Source organism: Streptomyces sp. NPDC046939 (genome assembly GCF_040644575.1).
Taxonomy (GTDB): domain Bacteria; phylum Actinomycetota; class Actinomycetes; order Streptomycetales; family Streptomycetaceae; genus Streptomyces.
The window spans coordinates 188,855-206,158 of the sequence record NZ_JBEYWV010000003.1 but is presented as its reverse complement, the minus strand read 5'-3'; the positions used below and the strand labels follow the sequence as shown (position 1 = coordinate 206,158).

General features: G+C 70.8%; 15 protein-coding genes and 2 tRNA genes. 11 read left to right on the top strand and 6 right to left on the bottom strand.

Going from position 1 to position 17,304, the window contains the following annotated elements; all coding sequences use genetic code 11:
- Positions 1-2 precede the first annotated feature (2 nt).
- Complete coding sequence (locus ABZ877_RS04970) at positions 3-683, top strand: AIM24 family protein (protein WP_361064426.1); 681 nt, start codon at positions 3-5, stop codon at positions 681-683.
- 16 nt (positions 684-699) lie between these two features.
- Entirely contained in the window at positions 700-1,455 is a 756-nt protein-coding gene (locus ABZ877_RS04965; RefSeq protein ID WP_361064422.1) for an AIM24 family protein, read from the top strand.
- Positions 1,456-1,522: 67 nt separating this feature from the next.
- Here the strand turns inward: ABZ877_RS04965 and ABZ877_RS04960 are convergent, their stop codons facing one another.
- Positions 1,523-2,047: an NUDIX hydrolase gene (locus tag ABZ877_RS04960; protein ID WP_361064419.1), complete on the bottom strand. Its 525-nt coding sequence runs from the start codon at positions 2,045-2,047 to the stop codon at positions 1,523-1,525.
- Positions 2,044-3,519 carry a zinc-dependent metalloprotease gene (locus tag ABZ877_RS04955; RefSeq protein WP_361064416.1) on the bottom strand — a complete coding sequence of 492 codons (1,476 nt, stop codon included), beginning with the start codon at positions 3,517-3,519 and terminating at the stop codon, positions 2,044-2,046. The genes ABZ877_RS04960 and ABZ877_RS04955 overlap by 4 nt, the downstream gene beginning before the upstream one ends.
- Before the next feature lie 192 nt (positions 3,520-3,711).
- Between ABZ877_RS04955 and ABZ877_RS04950 the strand changes: the two genes are divergently transcribed.
- The 4 genes from ABZ877_RS04950 (at position 3,712) to ABZ877_RS04935 (ending at position 6,882) form a co-directional block, all read left to right on the top strand.
- The gene (locus ABZ877_RS04950; protein WP_361064413.1) at positions 3,712-4,827 is read left to right on the top strand and encodes an SDR family oxidoreductase; all 1,116 of its coding nucleotides are present in this window, start codon (positions 3,712-3,714) and stop codon (positions 4,825-4,827) included.
- 108 nt (positions 4,828-4,935) lie between these two features.
- Positions 4,936-5,400: a molybdenum cofactor biosynthesis protein MoaE gene (locus ABZ877_RS04945; RefSeq protein WP_361064410.1), complete on the top strand. Its 465-nt coding sequence runs from the start codon at positions 4,936-4,938 to the stop codon at positions 5,398-5,400.
- Between the two features lie 123 nt (positions 5,401-5,523).
- Complete coding sequence (locus tag ABZ877_RS04940; RefSeq protein WP_361064407.1) at positions 5,524-5,724, top strand: hypothetical protein; 201 nt, start codon at positions 5,524-5,526, stop codon at positions 5,722-5,724.
- Positions 5,725-5,793: 69 nt separating this feature from the next.
- Positions 5,794-6,882, top strand: a complete 1,089-nt coding sequence (locus ABZ877_RS04935) for a PDZ domain-containing protein (protein WP_361064403.1) — start codon at positions 5,794-5,796, stop codon at positions 6,880-6,882.
- A gap of 72 nt (positions 6,883-6,954) precedes the next feature.
- On the opposite strand, the gene ABZ877_RS04930 is transcribed toward ABZ877_RS04935, so the two are convergent.
- The gene (locus ABZ877_RS04930) at positions 6,955-7,503 is read right to left on the bottom strand and encodes a PPA1309 family protein (RefSeq protein WP_361064400.1); all 549 of its coding nucleotides are present in this window, start codon (positions 7,501-7,503) and stop codon (positions 6,955-6,957) included.
- Positions 7,504-7,636: 133 nt separating this feature from the next.
- Between ABZ877_RS04930 and ABZ877_RS04925 the strand changes: the two genes are divergently transcribed.
- From ABZ877_RS04925 to ABZ877_RS04910, 4 genes are all read left to right on the top strand, one after another.
- On the top strand, positions 7,637-10,531 hold the full coding sequence (locus tag ABZ877_RS04925; protein WP_361064767.1) for a UPF0182 family protein: 2,895 nt from the start codon (positions 7,637-7,639) through the stop codon (positions 10,529-10,531).
- Between the two features lie 44 nt (positions 10,532-10,575).
- Positions 10,576-10,649: transfer RNA gene (locus tag ABZ877_RS04920), tRNA-Met, on the top strand.
- Between the two features lie 239 nt (positions 10,650-10,888).
- A complete protein-coding gene (locus ABZ877_RS04915) occupies positions 10,889-12,706 on the top strand; it encodes a tetratricopeptide repeat protein (RefSeq protein WP_361064397.1) in 1,818 nt (605 codons plus the stop codon).
- 79 nt (positions 12,707-12,785) lie between these two features.
- A tRNA-Met gene (locus ABZ877_RS04910) sits at positions 12,786-12,859 on the top strand.
- A gap of 122 nt (positions 12,860-12,981) precedes the next feature.
- Here the strand turns inward: ABZ877_RS04910 and ABZ877_RS04905 are convergent.
- Positions 12,982-13,395, bottom strand: coding sequence for a Fur family transcriptional regulator (locus ABZ877_RS04905; RefSeq protein ID WP_361064394.1), 414 nt, complete (start codon positions 13,393-13,395; stop codon positions 12,982-12,984).
- 136 nt (positions 13,396-13,531) lie between these two features.
- Here ABZ877_RS04905 and katG point away from each other — a divergent pair, with 136 nt between their 5' ends.
- Positions 13,532-15,748 (top strand): catalase/peroxidase HPI, encoded by a 2,217-nt coding sequence (gene katG / locus ABZ877_RS04900; protein ID WP_361064391.1) that lies wholly within the window; start codon positions 13,532-13,534, stop codon positions 15,746-15,748.
- Positions 15,749-15,822: 74 nt separating this feature from the next.
- Here the strand turns inward: katG and ABZ877_RS04895 are convergent, their stop codons facing one another.
- On the bottom strand, positions 15,823-16,224 hold the full coding sequence (locus tag ABZ877_RS04895) for a CBS domain-containing protein (RefSeq protein WP_361064388.1): 402 nt from the start codon (positions 16,222-16,224) through the stop codon (positions 15,823-15,825).
- A 162-nt stretch (positions 16,225-16,386) separates the two neighbouring features.
- Positions 16,387-17,184: a histidinol-phosphatase gene (gene hisN, locus ABZ877_RS04890; protein WP_361064385.1), complete on the bottom strand. Its 798-nt coding sequence runs from the start codon at positions 17,182-17,184 to the stop codon at positions 16,387-16,389.
- Positions 17,185-17,304: the final 120 nt, after the last annotated feature.

The window sequence follows — 17,304 nt, the reverse complement described above, 5'->3', positions numbered from 1 at the left end:
TCATGAACCAGCCACTCGCGGGCTTCGCCCCGACCCCGGTCGCCGCCCGCATGGAGAACCACGGCAGCAACATGCTGAAGGTCGCCATGCAGAGCGGGAACGACCTCTTCGCGCGCGTGGGCTCGATGGTCGCCTACGAAGGGTTCGTCCAGTACGAGCCGAACCCGCCCGCCGTCCGCCAGATCGCCCGCGACTGGATCACCGGCGAGGGCGCGCCCCTGATGAAGTGCTCCGGCGACGGTCTGCTGTACCTCGCCGACTACGGCGCGGACGTCGTCGTCATCAACCTCGGTGGCGACTCGATCTCCGTCAACGGCACCAACCTGCTCGCCTTCGACGCCCACCTGCAGTGGGGCGTCGAGCGCGTGAAGGGCCTCGCCAAGTTCGCGGGGCAGGGCCTGTGGAACATCAAGGTCAGCGGCCAGGGGTACGTCGCCCTGACCTCGCGCGGCACGCCCATCGTCGTCGACTGCGGCCGAGGCGAGGACGAGACGTACGTCGACCCGGACGCGCTCATCGCCTGGTCGCCGAGTCTGAAGGTGAAGGGCAAGCGCAGCTTCCGGGCCGGCTCGCTCATCGGGCGCGGCAGCGGCGAGGCCTACCAGATGGGCTTCTCCGGGGAGGGCATCGTCGTCGTACAGCCCAGTGAGGACAGCACCGACCGTCTCCGGGCACGGGGCTGAGGGGGAGCGAAACACCATGCAGAGCCCGCTTTTCGCGTACAACGAGCAGCAGACCCAGGAGCGCTACTCGGTGCAGAACCCGCAGATGCTGCGGGTCGCCCTGGACGGCCACGACGACATCCTCGCCCGCAAGGGCTCGATGGTCGCCTACCAGGGGCTGATGGAGTTCGACGGCGAGGTCCAGACGTCCGGGGAGCGCCTCTCGCGCGCGTACACCGGCGAGGGACTCGACCTGATGCGCTGCCACGGGCAGGGCACCGTCTACCTGGCGAACCTCGCGCAGTACATCCACGTGGTCGACGTGGAGCGGGACGGGCTGACCGTCGACAGCTCCTACGTCCTCGCGATGGACTCGACGCTGCACCACGAAGTGATCGCCGTGGACAGCCAGTTCGGCATCTCCGGCTCCGGCAAGTACCAGCTCAACATCACCGGGCACGGCAAGGTCGCCCTGATGACCTCGGGCCAGCCGCTGATGATGCAGGTCACGCCCGACAAGTACGTCAACGCCGACGCGGACGCCGTCGTCGCCTGGTCGACCGGGCTACGGGTGCAGATGCAGGCGCAGACGCACTCCTCGGGCGTCTGGCGCCGCCGCGGCAACACCGGTGAGGGCTGGGAGCTCAGCTTCATGGGCCACGGCTACGCGCTCGTCCAGCCCAGCGAGCTGCTGCCGCCGCAGAACGCGGTCGTCGGACAGGGGATCGCGGCCCAGTACGGCATGGGGCAGCAGGGCGCCCGCGGCCAGAACCAGGGCAACGTCTGGAGCTAGGCACCCCGCAAGGCGATGTGTAAGGGGCGAACACCATGGTGTTCGCCCCTTACACGTGGCCCGGGAACTACAGGCGCGCCCGCGCCGCCTCCACCAGCCGCACCACCGACGCGTCGGCCACCCCCGCGACCTCGTCGTACGGGAACCAGCGCAGGTCCAGGGACTCGTCGCTGATGGCCTCCGTGGCGTCGGCCGGGGCGAGCGCCGCGTACTGCGTGTCCAGGTGCTGCGTGCAGGGCCCCGGGATGGGGTGCCGGTCGAGGCGGACCGGGCCGCCCGACAGGAGCGTCAGACCTGGGATGCCGGACTCCTCGGTCGCCTCGCGCAGGGCGGCGGCGGCCAGCGTCGGGTCGCCCGGCTCACAGTGCCCGCCCATCTGGAGCCACATCTGGAGCTTCTTGTGCAGCGTGAGCAGGACCCGCCCCCGCTCGGGGTCGATCACCAGGGCGCTCGCCGTCAGGTGGCCCGCTGTGCAGGACTTCCACAGCGCGGCGTCACCGTGGGCGGCGAGGTGGTCCAGGTAGCCCTGGCGCAGCTCGGGCTGGTCCTCGTAGCCCTTGAGCACGAGGACCGCGTCGTCGTACAGGCTCACTTGTCGGTGTCGTCCTTGCCGTCCGTGCTGCCCTTGTCGCCCTTGTCACCCTTGCCGCCGTCGCCGCCCTCGTCACCCGAACGGTCGGCACCGGCCGCCTCGCCGAGCATCTTGTCCAGCTCGGAGAAGTCCATCTGCTCGCGGTGGACGAAGCCGTCCGGGTCGTCCAGGTCCGAGGCCGTCGGCAGCATGTCCGGGTGCTCCCACAGGCCGTCCCGGCCGTCCACCCCGCGCGCGTCCGTGAGCGAGGCCCACAGGCGCGAGGCGTCCCGCAGGCGGCGCGGGCGCAGCTCCAGTCCGATCAGCGTCGCGAACGTCTGCTCGGCCGGGCCGCCGGAGGCGCGGCGGCGGCGCAGCGTCTCGCGCAGCGCGTCGGCGGACGACAGACGCGGCTTGGCGGCCGCGTGGACCACGGCGTCGACCCAGCCCTCCACGAGCGCGAGAGCCGTCTCCAGGCGCGCCAGGGCGGCCTTCTGCTCCGGGGTGTCCTCCGGCTGGAACATGCCCTGCTGGAGTGCGTCCTGGAGCTGCTCGGGGTTCTGCGGGTCGAACTGGCCGACGACGTCCTCCAGCTTCGAGGTGTCGACCTTGATCCCGCGCGCGTACCCGTCGACGGCGCCGAACAGGTGCGAGCGCAACCACGGCACGTGCGTGAAGAGGCGCTGGTGGGCGGCCTCGCGCAGCGCCAGGTAGAGGCGGACCTCCTCCTTGGGGATGCCGAGGTCCTTGCCGAACGCCTCGATGTTCAGCGGGAGCAGCGCGGCCTTGCCGGCCGGGGCCAGCGGCAGGCCGATGTCGGTGGAGCCCACGACCTCGCCCGCGAGCACGCCGAGGGCCTGCCCGATCTGCGAGCCGAACATGGCGCCGCCCATGGAGCGCATCATGCCGATGAGCGGGCCCGCCATGGCCTGCATCTCCTCGGGCAGGACGTCGCCCATGGCCAGGCCGACGCGCTCGGCGACCGGGTCGACCAGCTCCCGCCACACCGGCAGGGTCGCCTCGACCCACTCGGCGCGGCTCCAGGCCACCGCCGTACCGGCGCCCGACGGCAGCGACGTGGCGTCGTCCAGCCACAGGTCGGCCAGGCGGACGGCCTCCTGGACGGCGGTGCGGTCGGCGGCGCCGACGCTCGCGTCCTTCACGCCGTCCTGCGTGCCCTGGGAGACGGTCTGGCGGGCGATGTCCTTGGCCATGTCCCAGTTCACCGGGCCGCCCTCGTACGAGAGCATCTGGCCGAGCTGCTGGAACGCCGCCCCCAGGTCGTTCGGGTTCATCGACCCGAACATCGCCGCGAACGGGTTGTCCCCGCCCGCGCCGCCCGGCCCGCCGGCGCCCGGCAGACCCGGGAACCCGAATCCGAGCGGGTTGGCAGGTCCCTGACCGCCACCGCCCTGCTGGCCCTTCTTCTTGCCCTCGTCGCCGTCCTCCGGCTCCTCCGGCGGAAGGCCGAAACCAAATGGGGTGTCACTCACGGGATTCCTCGGCTGGTAAGGCCACCGGTTCTCTCCCGGCGGCGACTGCCCGACTACACACACCCAGCGTAGACACCGTGACGGGATCGGGCCTCGGTGCTCCGCCGACTCATGTCCTGCGGCAGGATGGATGCCTCCTGGTACGTACGCGTCATACACGTACGTACTGAAGACAACCGCTGGAGACGCCGGGTGAGTTCCCCAGATCCGCAGGTTCGCGCAGCGCGAAACCCCTCAACCAGTCCCGCCGTGCGCGGCCCCGTCGTCGCGGTCACCGGTGCCGCCTCCGGCGTCGGCGCCCGGCTCACCGAGCGGCTCGCCGCCTCCGACGCGGTCAAGCAGGTCCTCGCCATCGACGAGCGGCGCGGCGAGTGCGCCTCCGCGACCTGGCACGTCCTCGACGTACGGGATCCGGCCATCGCCGAGAAGCTGCGCGGCGCGGACGTCGTCGTCCACCTGGCGCTCGACCTCGATCTGGAGTCGGACCCGGCGGCCCGCACCGCGTACAACGTGCGCGGCACGCAGACCGTGCTGACGGCGGCCGCCGCGGCCGGGGTGCACCGCGTCGTCCTGTGCACCTCCGCGATGGTCTACGGCGCGCTCGAGGACAACGAGCTGCCCCTGTCCGAGGACGCCGAGCTGCGCGCCACGGCGGAGGCGACCGGCGTCGGCGACCTCCTGGAGATCGAGCGGCTCGCCCGCCGCGCCCCGCGCGCGCACCCCGGGCTCAACGTCACCGTGGTACGCCCCGCCGTGCTCGTGGGCGGCGGCACCGACACGGCCCTGACCCGTTACTTCGAGTCACCGCGCCTCCTGGTGGTGGCCGGGTCGCGGCCCGCCTGGCAGTTCTGCCACGTGGAGGACCTGTGCAGCGCCCTGGAGTACGCGGTCCTGGAGAAGGTCGACGGGGAGCTCGCCGTCGGCTGCGACGGCTGGCTGGAGCAGGAGGAGGTCGAGGAGCTCAGCGGCATCCGGCGCATGGAGCTGCCCTCGGCCGTCGCCCTCGGCGCCGCCGCCCGGCTGCACCGCATCGGCCTGACGCCCTCCCCGGCCGGTGACCTCGCCTACACGATGTACCCCTGGGTCGTCAGCGGCAGCAGGCTGCACGACGCCGGGTGGCGGCCCCGCTGGACCAACGAAGAGGTCCTCGCCGAGCTCCTGGAGGAGGTCGCCGGGCGGCGCACGGTCGCGGGCCGGCGCCTCGGCCGCAAGGACGCGACGGCGGCCGGTGCCGCGGGCGCGACGGTGGCGCTCCTCGGCACGGCGGCGGTCGTCCGGCGGGTGCGCAAGGCGCGGCGGCGCATCTGAGCCCCGCACCGGCGCGCAAGGAGTCGTAGAAGGCTCCAAGCCGCCACGCGCGCGTGCCGGGCGAAAGCGCTATTCACGGTTGTCGGCGGCGTACGGCACGATGAACGCATGGCACCCACCCAGCACGACCACCCAGGTGAGCAGGCGGCACAGGACCCGATCACGCTGCTCGCCATCCGTGAGACGCCCCTCTCCCTCGACGAGGTCTTCCGGGCCGTGGGGGACGACGCGGCGGGCGGCACCGCGCTCTTCGTGGGGACGGTGCGCAACCACGACGGCGGGGCCGACGTGGACCGGCTCGGCTACTCCTGCCACCCGACGGCCGAGGCCGAGCTGCGGCGCGTCGCGGAGAAGGTCGTCGCCGAGTACCCCGTGCGCGCCCTCGCGGCCGTCCACCGCATCGGCGACCTGGCCGTGGGCGACCTGGCCGTCGTGGTCGCCGTCTCGTGCCCGCACCGCGGCGAGGCCTTCGAGGCGTGCCGCAGGCTCATCGACGACCTGAAGCACGAAGTCCCCATCTGGAAGCACCAGACGTTCTCCGACGGGACGGAGGAGTGGGTCGGGGCCTGCTGAGCGCGTTGTGCTTCCCGTGTGGTTCCGGTTGCGAAACGGCACCCCCGCTGTGACGGTGGACACGGAGGGCGGTTAGTCTGCTGATCAGTCAATTGCGGTCGCACACGGGATCGGGAGGTCGGCATGGGGGCGCTCCTGTGGCTGCTCATTCCGCTCATCGCCGCGGTAGGCGCCGGTCTGTGGGGCTCCTGGGCGGGCCGGCACCGTACGCAGACCGGTGACCACAGCGAGCTGCACGGCTATGCGCGCTTCCGTGAGGCGATGGAGAGGCGCGACGCCCTGGAGGGCACCGCCGCCATGGAGCGGTCGGACTCCGGGGCCTGACGAGGCGTCGGCCCCCGTGCGGTCCGGCCCCACAGGTGCGCCGACAGGCACGTCCCGTACTGTCGTTCCATGCCACGCCGCACCGCGACGATGCTCGCCTCGACCCTGCTGTTGATCGCGCTGCTCTGCGCGGGAGTGCTCATCAAAGTGCCCTACGCGGAGATGTCGCCGGGTCCGACGGTGAACACCCTCGGGGACCACGAGGGCGAGCCGGTCATCCAGATCTCCGGGCGCAAGACGTACGAGGCCAGCGGCCATCTGAACATGACGACGGTCCGTGTCACCAGCGCCGACTTCAACATGAACCTCGTCTCCGCCGTCTACGGCTGGCTGGCGCACGACAACATCGTCGTCCCGCACGACACGCTCTACCCGGACGGCCAGACCGAGGAGCAGTCCTCGCAGGAGAACGCGGAGGAGTTCAGCCAGTCCCAGGAGAGCGCCAAGGTCGCCGCCCTGAACGAGCTGAAGATCCCCGTGAAGTCCTGGGTGATCGTCTCGACGGTCGTCAAGGACAGTCCCGCGCAGGGCAGGCTGCACGCCGGTGACGTCGTCAAGGCGGTCGACGGCACCAGGGTCACCAAGCCCGCCGACGTCGCGAAGCTGGTCACCAAGCACAAGGCGGGCGAGAACGTCGTCTTCACCGTCGTGCCCGCCAAGGAGGCCGCCGCCGCCGAGAAGGAGGGCAAGGAGGCGACCCGCACGGAGAACGTCACCATCAAGACGGCCAAGGCCGAGGACGACCGCGCCATCGTCGGCATCCAGGCCGGGACCGACCACACGTTCCCGTTCCGGATCGACATCAAGCTGGCCGACGTGGGCGGGCCCAGCGCGGGCCTGATGTTCTCCCTCGGCATCGTCGACAAGCTCACGCCGACCGATCTGACCGGCGGCAAGTTCGTGGCGGGGACCGGCACCATCGACGACGACGGCAAGGTCGGCCCCATCGGGGGCATCGGCATGAAGACCGTCGGCGCCCGGCAGAAGGGCGCGCAGTACTTCCTGACGCCGAAGGACAACTGCGCGACCGCCGCGAAGGACGTCCCGGACGGCCTCACGCTCGTCAAGGTGAACACCCTCGACGACGCCATGGACGCCCTCAAGGACATCCGCAGCGGGAACACCGCGGCCCTGCCGAAGTGCACGGCCAAGAGTTGACCGAGAGCCGGCCGGGAGACGGCGGGAGTCGCGCGAAGGGGCGCGCCGGGGTCTCCGGCACGCCCCCGGGCCTCATTCGGCGAACGTCGCCGACAGCGCCTCCGCGAGCCCCGGCACCAGCTGGGAGCCGGTGAGGACCTCGGTCGCGGAGTCCTTCTCGCGCAGCCGCAGCGCCGATTCACGGGAGCCGTCGCGCAGCACGCCGACCGTCATGCGGACCTCCTGGCGGTCCGGGTGCGCGGCGACCCAGGCCGTCAGCTTCTTCTCGCTCAGGCCCTCCGGGACGCTCGCCTCCGCCGACGGCGGCAGCATGAGGCGCTCCACCGTCAGGGCGCAGCCCACGACGGCGTCCGGCCAGGCGATGGTGCCCAGGAACTCGTCCAGCGCCTTGCCCGCGGGGATCTCGTCCTGCTCGATGGGGGTGTAGCCGGTGCTCTCCTGTTCGCCGTCCAGGCCGAGCTGGGAGGCGAGAGCGGGTTCCTGGGCGCGCAGGGCGGCGGTGTCGACAAGGGCGAAGAGGCGAGCGGGCTGGTCCCAGCCGAGGCCGGAGGCGTACTCGTCGATCTCGAGTACGGCCCGGGTGAGGGGGCTCGCTGCCATGGGAGTGTTGGACATGGTCACAATCCTGCCTCGTTCCTCCCCCGAACCGGGAACTGAGTAAAGCGTGAGTAAGTTGCATAGGTGATGGGTTCTCGATCTCGGGGACCCGGCCGATCGATTACTCAACTTCGAGGTGCGCACCTTGGCTTTCCAGATGCCGGACCGCGGCGGAGGCCCGACGGGGCCGCGGATCAGAGTGGGCCGCCCGTCACGGCGGGCCCGGACGCTGCTGCTGACGCTGGGCGTCCTGGCCGTGCTGGGCATGGCCTTCGTCATGTTCGCCGGTTTCTGGACGGACTGGCTCTGGTACCGATCGGTCAACTACTCGTCCGTCTTCACGACGACGCTGTGGACGAAGATCGGACTCTTCTTCGTCTTCGGTCTGCTCATGGCGCTCGCCGTCGGCGTGAACATCTGGCTGGCGCACCGGTTGCGCCCGCCGCTGAGCGCCATGTCGATGGAGCAGCAGAACCTCGACCGCTACCGGATGGGCATCGCGCCCTTCAAGAAGTGGCTGCTGCTCGGCATCACGGCCCTGGTGGGCCTGATCGCGGGCGCGTCGGCCGCGGGCCAGTGGCGCACATGGCTGATGTTCGTGAACGGGGTGCCGTTCCACCAGAAGGACCCCCAGTTCCACCTGGACGTCTCCTTCTACGCCTTCGACCTGCCCTGGTACCGCTTCCTGCTCGGCTTCGGCTTCGCGGCCACCGTCATCGGCCTGGTCGCCGCCGCGCTGACGCACTACCTGTACGGCGGGCTCCGCGTCACCAGCCCGGGCGCGCGCGCCACCGCGGCCGCGACGGGGCACCTCTCCGTCCTGCTCGGCATCTTCGTCGCCCTCAAGGCCGTCGCGTACTGGCTGGACCGGTACGGGCTCACCGTGAAGTCGAGTGACTTCAAGGCGACGGACAACTGGACGGGCCTGCGCTACGTCGACGCGAACGCGTACCTGCCGGCGAAGACGATCCTGTTCTGCATCGCCGTCATCTGCGCGGTGCTCTTCTTCGCGACCTTGTGGCGCCGCACCTGGCAGCTCCCGGTCATCGGCTTCGGCCTGATGGTGCTCTCGGCGATCCTGATCGGCGGCCTGTACCCGGCCATCGTCCAGAAGTTCCAGGTCCAGCCGAACGAGCAGTCCAAGGAAGCCCCGTACATCGAGAAGAACATCGAGGCGACCCGCAAGGCGTACGGGATCGACAAGGCGGACCCGGTCGACTACAGCGGCAAGAGCGGGGACGACACCAAGAAGCAGCGCACGGACTCCGACTCCGCGGCCAGCTACCGCCTGAACGACCCGAACATCGTGTCGCCCACCTTCCAGCAGCTCGAGCAGCAGCGGAAGTACTACCAGTTCCCGACCACCCTGGACGTGGACCGGTACGACGGCGTGGACACGGTCGTCGGCCTGCGCGAGCTGAACCTCGGCAAGCTCGACAAGCGCAACTGGATCAACGACCACTTCGTGTACACGCACGGCTACGGCGCCGTGACCGCGAAGGGCACGTCGACGGCCCAGGGTGCCCCCCAGTTCACCGAGTCGGGTCTGCCGACCGGCGGTGACCTGGGCGACTACAACCAGCGCATCTACTACGGCGAGAAGACGACGCAGTACTCGATCGTCGGCGGGCCGCAGAAGGAGCTGGACTACGAGCAGGACGACGGCACGCAGAAGACCACGAGCTACAAGGGCAAGAGCGGCGTCAACCTCTCGAACCCGGTCAACCGCGCCGCGTACGCGGTGGCCTTCAGCGAACCGCAGATCCTGTACTCGGGCGCCATCGGAGACGGTTCGCGCATCCTGTACAACCGCACGCCCAAGGAGCGCGTCGAGGCCGTCGCGCCGTGGCTGACCATCGACGGCGACGCCTATCCGACCGTCGTCGACGGGAAGATCAAGTGGGTGGTCGACGCCTACACGACGTCGAACGGCTACCCCTACGCGTCCCGGACGACGCTGGGCGACACGACCGCCGACTCCCTCAACGAGGGGGACAACCAGCGCGCGGTGGTGGCCCAGCAGAACCAGGTCAACTACATCCGCAACTCGGTGAAGGCGACCGTCGACGCGTACACGGGCGAGGTCAAGCTCTACACCTGGGACAGCGACGACCCGGTCCTGAAGACGTGGAAGAAGGCGTTCCCGGGCACGGTCGAGCCGAAGAGCGCCATCCCGGCGGATCTCAAGGAGCACCTGCGCTACCCGCAGGACATGTTCAAGGTCCAGCGCGAGCTGCTCAGCCTGTACCACGTGACGAACCCGGCGCAGTTCTACAACGCGTCGGACGCCTGGCAGGTCCCGAACGACCCGACCAAGAAGGACAACAGCGCGGTCCCGCCGTACTACCTGTCCATGAAGATGCCGGGCCAGACCAGCCAGCAGTTCTCGCTGACGACGACGTTCACGCCGAGCGGGCGGCCGAACCTGCGGGCGTTCATGGCGGTCGACGCCGACGCCACGAGCAAGGACTACGGGACCATAAGGCTCCTGAGAGTCACCGAGGACAAGGTCTACGGACCCGAGCAGGTGCAGAACAAGCTCAACTCCTCGAACCCCGTGGCGAACTGGGTGCGCGACATGAAGGGCGCCGACTCGACGGTCCTGTACGGCAATCTGCTGACGGTGCCGCTCGACAAGGGCTTCCTCTATGTGGAGCCGATCTACGCCCAGGGCCGTAATGCCGAGTACCCGCTGATGCGCAAGGTCGCCGTCTCCTACGGGGACCGGATGGGCTTCGCCGACTCCCTGTCGGAGGCGCTCAACCAGGCGTTCGAAGTCGACGGGGCGCAGCCCGCGGAGCCGGAGAAGCCCGGTGGGGACACGACGAAGCCACCGGCGAACTCCACCGTCAAGGAAGCCCTCGACGACGCCGAGAAGGCCTTCGAGGACGGCCAGAAGGCGCTCAAGGAGAACGACTGGGCCGCGTACGGCGAGGCCCAGGACAAGCTCCAGGAGGCCCTGCAGCGTGCCGACAAGGCGCAGACCCAGGCCGACAAGGAAGCCAAGGCCAGCGGCGACAAGGACGCGGGGAAGAACGGGGACAGCGGCTGATTCCATGACCATCCCCGCGCCGTGGTACGGTTTGGACACAACGGCGCGGGGTGGAGCAGCTCGGTAGCTCGCTGGGCTCATAACCCAGAGGTCGCAGGTTCAAATCCTGTCCCCGCTACTGATGATCGAAGGCTCGGAAGCATCAGCTTCCGGGCCTTCGGTGCGTCGGGGCCCCGGGCGTCACGCGCCACCGGCATGTGCGAAGTCTGTATCAAGACAGTACGAACACTGCTCCACCCGGGGGCAGTTCGGGGATTTGTGTTTCACTTGTCGCCCTGTGGGCATGTCGACAAAACGCTGAAGTGACCTCAATGGCTGCGGTATACCAGGTGTACCCAGGTTGCAGGTGGTGCGACGATGGACGTTATGGGGGACAAGGCAACTCTGTTGGATACAGGGCGGTTTGTGCAGCCTTCCGACCGGGACGAACCGGGCGAGGCGGCAGAAGAAGCACGCCAGCGGCTGGCCGCCGAGGCCGGCGACGTCGAGGCGATGAGCGTCCTCGGCGCCATGCTGCTGCGCCGCGGTGATCTCGACGGAGCCGAGCCCCTGCTGCGCGCCGCCACCGCCGAGGGCGACCGCGCCGCCGCCAACAACCTGGGCGTCCTGCTCCACCAGCGCGGCTACGCCGACGAGGCCGCGGGATGGTGGCGGGTCGCCGCCGTCGCCGGTTCGGCCGCCGCCGCGCACGCGCTCGGCCGCCACTTCCGCGAGCGCGGCGACGAGCCCGCCGCCGAGTACTGGCTGCGCCAGTCCGCCGAGCAGGGCCACACCCTCGGCGCCTACGCCCTCGCCGACCTCCTGGAGCACCGCAGCGACGTCGGCGCCGAGCGCTGGATGCGGGTCGCCGCCCAGCGCGGGCACCGCGAGGCCGCGTACCGGCTCGCCCGCGCCCTGGACCGCCAGGCCGCCCGGCTCGGCCCCGAGGACGTCCTGGTCACCGACGAGAACAAGCAGCCCGCCGCCGAGGCCGAGCAGTGGTACCGGCAGGCTGCCGCCAAGGGGCACCGCCGCGCCGCCCTCCACCTCGGCTCGATCCTGGAGAAGCGCGGCGAGCTGAAGGAGGCCGGCCGCTGGTACCTGACGTCCGCCAAGGACGGCGAGCCGCGCGCCGCGTGCGCCCTCGCCTTCCTGCTGCGCGACGCCGGGGACGAGGAGAGCGCCGCCGTGTGGTGGCTGCGCGCCGCCCAGGACGGCGACGGCAACGCGGCGAACGCGCTCGGCGCCCTGCACGCCCAGCGCGGCGAGACCCAGACCGCCGAGCGCTGGTACCGGGCCGCCATGGACGCGGGCGACAACAACGGCGCCTACAACCTCGGCCTGCTCTGCGCCGAGCAGAAGCGCACCGCCCAGGCCGAGAGCTGGTACCGGCGGGCCGCCTACGCGGGCCACCGCGAGGCGGCCAACGCGCTGGCCGTGCTGCTCCTGCAGAACGGGGACGCGGTCGGCGCCGAGCCCTGGTTCTCCAAGGCCGCCGAGGCGGGCAGCGTCGACGCCGCCTTCAACCTCGGCATCCTGTACGCGAGCCGCGACGAGCCGGACGCCGCCCAGCAGGCCCTGCGGTGGTACGAGCGCGCCGCCGCGGGCGGCCACACCGAGGCCGCGCTCCAGGCCGGCATCGCGCGCCTGCGCGAGGGCGACGAGCAGAGCGCCGAGCGGCACCTGCGGTGCGCGGCGGGCGGCGGCAGCCCCGAGGCGGCGTACCGCCTCGCCCAGCTGCTCGACGTGCGCCGCCCGCCCGCGCCCCGGCACGAGCTGGGCGAGCCGGTCACCGAGAAGAGCGAGTGCGAGGAGTGGTACGAGCGGGCCGCCGAGCACGGGCACCGGCGCGCCCAGGTCCGGGTCGGCATGCTCGCCGCCGTGCGCGGTGACGTGGTCGAGGCCGCCCGCTGGTACCGCAAGGCCGCGGAGGCGGGCTCGCGCAACGGCGCGTTCAACCTCGGCCTGCTCCTCGCCCGCGAGGGCAGCGAGCCCGAGGCCGCCCTGTGGTGGACCCGGGCCGCCGACGCCGGGCACGGCCGGGCCGCGCTCCGGCTCGCCCTGCTGCGCGCCCGCCGCGGCGACCTCGTGGAGGGGCAGAAGTGGGCGTCCCGGGCGGTGGAGCTGGGCCCGGCGGAGGTCGCCGAGCGGGCCGGGCGGCTGCGGGACGCACTGCGCCAGGAGCTGTCGGCGTAGGGCGGGCCCGGGTTCGTACAAGGGAGCGCGGAACGGATTTGCGCTGGTCGGAACCGTCCCGTAGAGTTGTGTTCACCGACGCGGGGTGGAGCAGCTCGGTAGCTCGCTGGGCTCATAACCCAGAGGTCGCAGGTTCAAATCCTGTCCCCGCTACTCAAGGTCTCAGGGCCGGAATCCCAGGATTCCGGCCCTGAGTCGTTTTCCGGCGCGCACGGGTGGCGGCACGCAAGAAGGCCCGCATCAGAAGATGCGGGCCTTCTTGCGTTCCGTAGTCCCTAGGACGCGCAGTTCGGGCAGACGCCCCGGTACGTGACCTCGACGTCCGAGATCGTGAAGCCGAAGCGCTCCGAGTCGGGGAGAGCCGCCAGAGGGTTGCCCGTCGGGTGCACGTCGCGGATCTGGCCGCACTGGGCGCAGACGAGGTGCTGGTGCGGGCGGTGCGCGTTCGGGTCGTACCGCTTCGCCCGCTTGTCGGTGGCCACCTCGATGACCTCACCGAGGGACACCATCTCGCCCAGCGTGTTGTAGACCGTGGCCCGGGAGATCTCGGGGAGCTTCGCGACCGCGCGGGCGTGCACCTCGTCCGCGGTCAGATGGACGTGCTCTCCTTCGAGGACCTCGGCCACGACACGTCGCTGCGCGGTCATGCGCCAGCCGCGCTCGCGCAGTCGTTCCAGGAGGTCACTCATGACAACCAGCCTAACAGCAAGGGGACAAGATCCCGATCGGATGTGACTTTGGAACTTTCCTTGACTTAGACCCTGTCCATACTAGGATCTTCAGCGGCTGAGGCCAAGCGACAGGACACTCCCCGGAAGGGTTCGCATGACCGAGAACCATGAAGCAATCGTCACGGACGCGAAGACGGAGGAGACGGGTGGCTGCCCGGTCGCACACGGCCGCGCCAAGCACCCGACCCAGGGCGGCGGCAACACCCAGTGGTGGCCGGAGCGCCTCAATCTGAAGATCCTCGCCAAGAACCCCGAGGTGGCGAACCCCCTCGGCGCGGACTTCGACTACGCGGCGGCGTTCAACGCCCTGGACCTCCAGGCGGTCAAGCGCGACATCGCCGAGGTCCTCACGACGTCGCAGGACTGGTGGCCCGCCGACTTCGGCAACTACGGCCCGCTCATGATCCGCATGGCCTGGCACAGCGCCGGCACGTACCGGATCAGCGACGGCCGCGGTGGCGCGGGCGCCGGTCAGCAGCGGTTCGCGCCGCTCAACAGCTGGCCCGACAACGGCAACCTGGACAAGGCCCGCCGTCTGCTGTGGCCCGTCAAGCAGAAGTACGGCCAGTCGATCTCCTGGGCCGACCTGCTGATCCTCACCGGCAACGTGGCCCTGGAGACGATGGGCCTGAAGACCTTCGGCTTCGCCGGCGGCCGCGCCGACGTGTGGGAGTCCGAGGAGGACGTCTACTGGGGCCCCGAGACCACCTGGCTCGGCGACGAGCGCTACACCGGCGACCGCGAGCTGGAGAACCCGCTCGGCGCGGTCCAGATGGGCCTCATCTACGTGAACCCCGAGGGCCCCAACGGCAACCCGGACCCGATCGCCGCCGCCCGCGACATCCGTGAGACGTTCCGCCGCATGGCGATGAACGACGAGGAGACCGTCGCCCTCATCGCCGGTGGCCACACCTTCGGCAAGACGCACGGCGCCGGTCCCGCGGACGCCGTCGGCCCCGACCCCGAGGCCGCCCCGATCGAGGCCCAGGGCCTCGGCTGGGCCAACAGCCACGGCACCGGCAAGGGCGGCGACGCCATCACCAGCGGTCTGGAGGTGACCTGGACCAGCACCCCGACCACGTGGGACAACGAGTTCTTCGACAACCTCTTCGGCTTCGAGTGGGAGCTGACCCAGAGCCCCGCGGGCGCCAACCAGTGGGTCGCGAAGGACGCCGAGGCGACCGTCCCGCACGCGCACGACGCCTCGAAGAAGCAGCGTCCCACCATGCTGACGACCGACCTCGCGCTGCGCTTCGACCCGATCTACGAGCCGATCTCGCGCCGCTTCCACGAGAACCCCCAGGAGTTCGCGGACGCCTTCGCCCGCGCCTGGTTCAAGCTGACCCACCGCGACATGGGCCCGGTCGTCCGCTACCTCGGCCCCGAGGTGCCCTCCGAGGAGCTGCTCTGGCAGGACCCGCTGCCCGCGCGCACCGGTGAGGTCATCGACGCCGCCGACGTCGCCGCCCTCAAGGAGCAGGTCCTCGCCACGGACCTGACGGTCGCGCAGCTCGTCTCCGCCGCCTGGGCCGCCGCCTCCTCCTTCCGCGGCAGCGACAAGCGCGGCGGCGCCAACGGCGCCCGCATCCGCCTGGAGCCGCAGCGCGGCTGGGAGGTCAACAACCCGGACGACCTGGCGCAGGTCCTGCGTACGCTCGAAGGCGTCCAGGAGTCCTTCAACGCCAAGGGCGGCCGTCAGGTCTCCCTCGCCGACCTGATCGTGCTCGCGGGCTCCGCGGCCGTCGAGAAGGCGGCCAAGGACGGCGGCTTCGACATCGAGGTGCCGTTCTCGCCGGGCCGCGTGGACGCCTCGCAGGAGCAGACGGACGTCGAGTCGTTCGCCGCGCTCGAGCCCGCCGCCGACGGCTTCCGCAACTACGTCGGCAAGGGCAACCGGCTGCCCGCCGAGTACCTGCTGCTCGACAAGGCGAACCTGCTGACGCTGAGCGCCCCCGAGATGACCGTCCTCGTCGGCGGTCTGCGGGTCCTCGGCGCCAACACCGGCGGCTCGAAGCACGGCGTGCTCACCGAGCGGCCGGGCGCCCTGACCAACGACTTCTTCGTCAACCTGCTCGACATGAGCACGACGTGGAAGTCCACGTCCCCGGCGCAGGACGAGTTCGAGGGCCGCGACGCCACCGGTGCCGTCAAGTGGACCGGCACCCGTGCCGACCTGGTCTTCGGCTCCAACTCCGAGCTGCGCGCGGTGGCCGAGGTCTACGCGAGCGACGACGCCAGGGAGAAGTTCGTCAAGGACTTCGTCAAGGCGTGGAGCAAGGTCATGGACCTCGACCGGTTCGACCTGGTCTGACCCGACCTCGTAAGAGCAACACCACGTAAGAGAGACAAGGGCCGGTTCCCCGAGGGGAGCCGGCCCTTGGCCTGCTAGACGGCCAGCGTCGGTGCCTTGTGCCTCTCCTGGGTCCAGCAGCGGGTGAGGTCACGGACCGAGACGATGCCGGCGGGCTCGCCGCGGTCGAGGACGATGAGGTGGCGGAAGCCGCCGTGGGTCATCGCGTCCGCCGCCTGCTCCAGGGTCCACGCCGGGGTGGCGAAGACGACGTCGGTGGTGGTGTGGGTGCCGGCCGTCTCGCGGTCCGGCTCCTGGTCCAGGGCGAGTGAGTTGAGGATGTCGCGCTCGGTCAGGATGCCGATGCCGGAGCCGTCGGGGTCCAGGACGACGGCCGCGCCGACGCGGCGCGCCGACATCAGCCGGGCCGCCTGGCGCAGGGTGTGGTTGGGGCCGATGGTGAGGACCATCGTGCTCATGGCGTCGCGGACGAGCATGGATGGAGCCACCTTCCTTGGGAGGCACCTGTGGGACCGCGCCGCCCCGGCCGGGACCGGGTACGAGAAGCGGTTCACAAGTTCACAAGTGGGGGGACTCTCAGAGTCGCAGGCAAAGGGAGCGTCAACAAGAGGGCGCGCGAAGCGAGTTGAGGGGCGCGGTCAGCGCCCGCCCAGGTAGCTCAGCATCTCATCGTGCAGCAGGCCGTTCGACGCCGCCGCGTTGCCGCTGTGCGGGCCCGGGCGCCCGTCGAGACCGGTGAACGAGCCGCCCGCCTCCGTCACCACGATCGCGGGCGCCGCCATGTCCCACAGCGACAGCTCGGGCTCCGCGCACAGGTCGACCGAGCCCTCGGCCACCATCATGTAGGGCCAGAAGTCGCCGTACCCGCGCGTGCGCCACACCGTCCGCGTCAGGTCCAGGAACCCGGGCAGCCGGCCCTGCTCCTCCCAGCCCGTCAGCGAGGAGTACGCGAAGGAGGCGTCGGCCATCCGGCCCACCTTCGACACGCGCAGCCGGGTGGCGGAGGTCAGGCTGCGGCCGGTGTACGCGCCCGCGCCCTTCGCCGCCCACCAGCGCCGCCCGAGCGCGGGCGCCGACACCACACCGACGACCGGCTGGTAGCCGCCCTCGCCCGCCTCCATCAGGGAGATGAGCGTCGCCCACACGGGGACGCCGCGTACGTAGTTCTTGGTGCCGTCGATCGGGTCGACGACCCAGCGGCGCGGCCCGGTGCCCTCGACGCCGTACTCCTCGCCGAGGATCGCGTCCCGCGGCCTGGCGCGCTGGAGGTGGCCCCGGATCAGCTCCTCGGCCGACTTGTCGGCCTCGCTGACCGGCGTCATGTCCGGCTTGGTCTCCACCTTCAGGTCGAGGGCCTTGAACCGGTCCATCGTCGCGGCGTCGGCGGCGTCCGCGAGGACGTGGGCGAGGCGCAGATCATCGTGGTAGTCGGGCATGGCTGCACAGTATCGATCGTGGTCGCCCGAGAGCCACACGGCCTCCCGCGCGTGGGGGGCGCGGCAGGGGCGCATGCGAGGGCGCGTACGGGTGCGCGTACGCGGTATTGACAGGGCGGT

What these genes read in the sequence shown, in the direction of transcription:
- ABZ877_RS04935 (WP_361064403.1), top strand. Translation starts at nt 5,794, where the DNA reads ATGCCACGCCGCACCGCGACGATGCTCGCCTCGACCCTGCTGTTGATC.
- ABZ877_RS04925 (WP_361064767.1), top strand. Translation starts at nt 7,637, where the DNA reads ATGCCGGACCGCGGCGGAGGCCCGACGGGGCCGCGGATCAGAGTGGGC.
- ABZ877_RS04970 (WP_361064426.1), top strand. Translation starts at nt 3, where the DNA reads ATGAACCAGCCACTCGCGGGCTTCGCCCCGACCCCGGTCGCCGCCCGC.
- hisN (WP_361064385.1), bottom strand. Translation starts at nt 17,184, where the DNA reads ATGCCCGACTACCACGATGATCTGCGCCTCGCCCACGTCCTCGCGGAC.
- ABZ877_RS04965 (WP_361064422.1), top strand. Translation starts at nt 700, where the DNA reads ATGCAGAGCCCGCTTTTCGCGTACAACGAGCAGCAGACCCAGGAGCGC.
- ABZ877_RS04940 (WP_361064407.1), top strand. Translation starts at nt 5,524, where the DNA reads ATGGGGGCGCTCCTGTGGCTGCTCATTCCGCTCATCGCCGCGGTAGGC.
- katG (WP_361064391.1), top strand. Translation starts at nt 13,532, where the DNA reads ATGACCGAGAACCATGAAGCAATCGTCACGGACGCGAAGACGGAGGAG.
- ABZ877_RS04915 (WP_361064397.1), top strand. Translation starts at nt 10,889, where the DNA reads ATGGACGTTATGGGGGACAAGGCAACTCTGTTGGATACAGGGCGGTTT.
- ABZ877_RS04905 (WP_361064394.1), bottom strand. Translation starts at nt 13,395, where the DNA reads ATGAGTGACCTCCTGGAACGACTGCGCGAGCGCGGCTGGCGCATGACC.
- ABZ877_RS04945 (WP_361064410.1), top strand. Translation starts at nt 4,936, where the DNA reads ATGGCACCCACCCAGCACGACCACCCAGGTGAGCAGGCGGCACAGGAC.
- ABZ877_RS04895 (WP_361064388.1), bottom strand. Translation starts at nt 16,224, where the DNA reads ATGCTCGTCCGCGACGCCATGAGCACGATGGTCCTCACCATCGGCCCC.